This window comes from Streptococcus oralis (assembly GCF_001579025.1).
Classification (GTDB): Bacteria; Bacillota; Bacilli; order Lactobacillales; family Streptococcaceae; genus Streptococcus; species Streptococcus oralis_X.
Map to the genome: position 1 here is coordinate 1 of NZ_KQ970252.1, position 322 is coordinate 322.

The 322-nt window shown below is 38.5% G+C and carries 1 protein-coding gene; it reads right to left on the minus strand.

Translation table 11 applies throughout. The annotated features are described in order from the left end of the window. On the minus strand, positions 1–322 hold a 322-nt coding region (locus tag SORDD27_RS09485; RefSeq protein ID WP_231069345.1), incomplete at both ends, for an Ltp family lipoprotein.

The following is a 322-nucleotide window of genomic DNA, read 5'->3' on the forward strand; positions in this document are numbered from 1 at the left end:
TTGCTTGAGCTAAGGCATTCGCCTTATAGTCTGCTTGCAAATGATTGATAGCATATTGTGCAGTGTCACTATTAAAACCTTCATAAATTAACATCTCATAAATTCTTTTTTTTGACAAATGAATCCTATTATAATCTTGTGCTGTCTTTAAAGCTGCTGAGTATGGATTCCCGGCTGCAGGTTTTGGTTGTCGCACACCATCGTTTCCTACATAGTAACGACCACCATCTACCCATTTATCCCTTACCATTTTGCCTTCAGAATTAACATAGTAACGGCCACCATCTACCCATTCATTCTTGGCCATCTTTCCATCTGATTT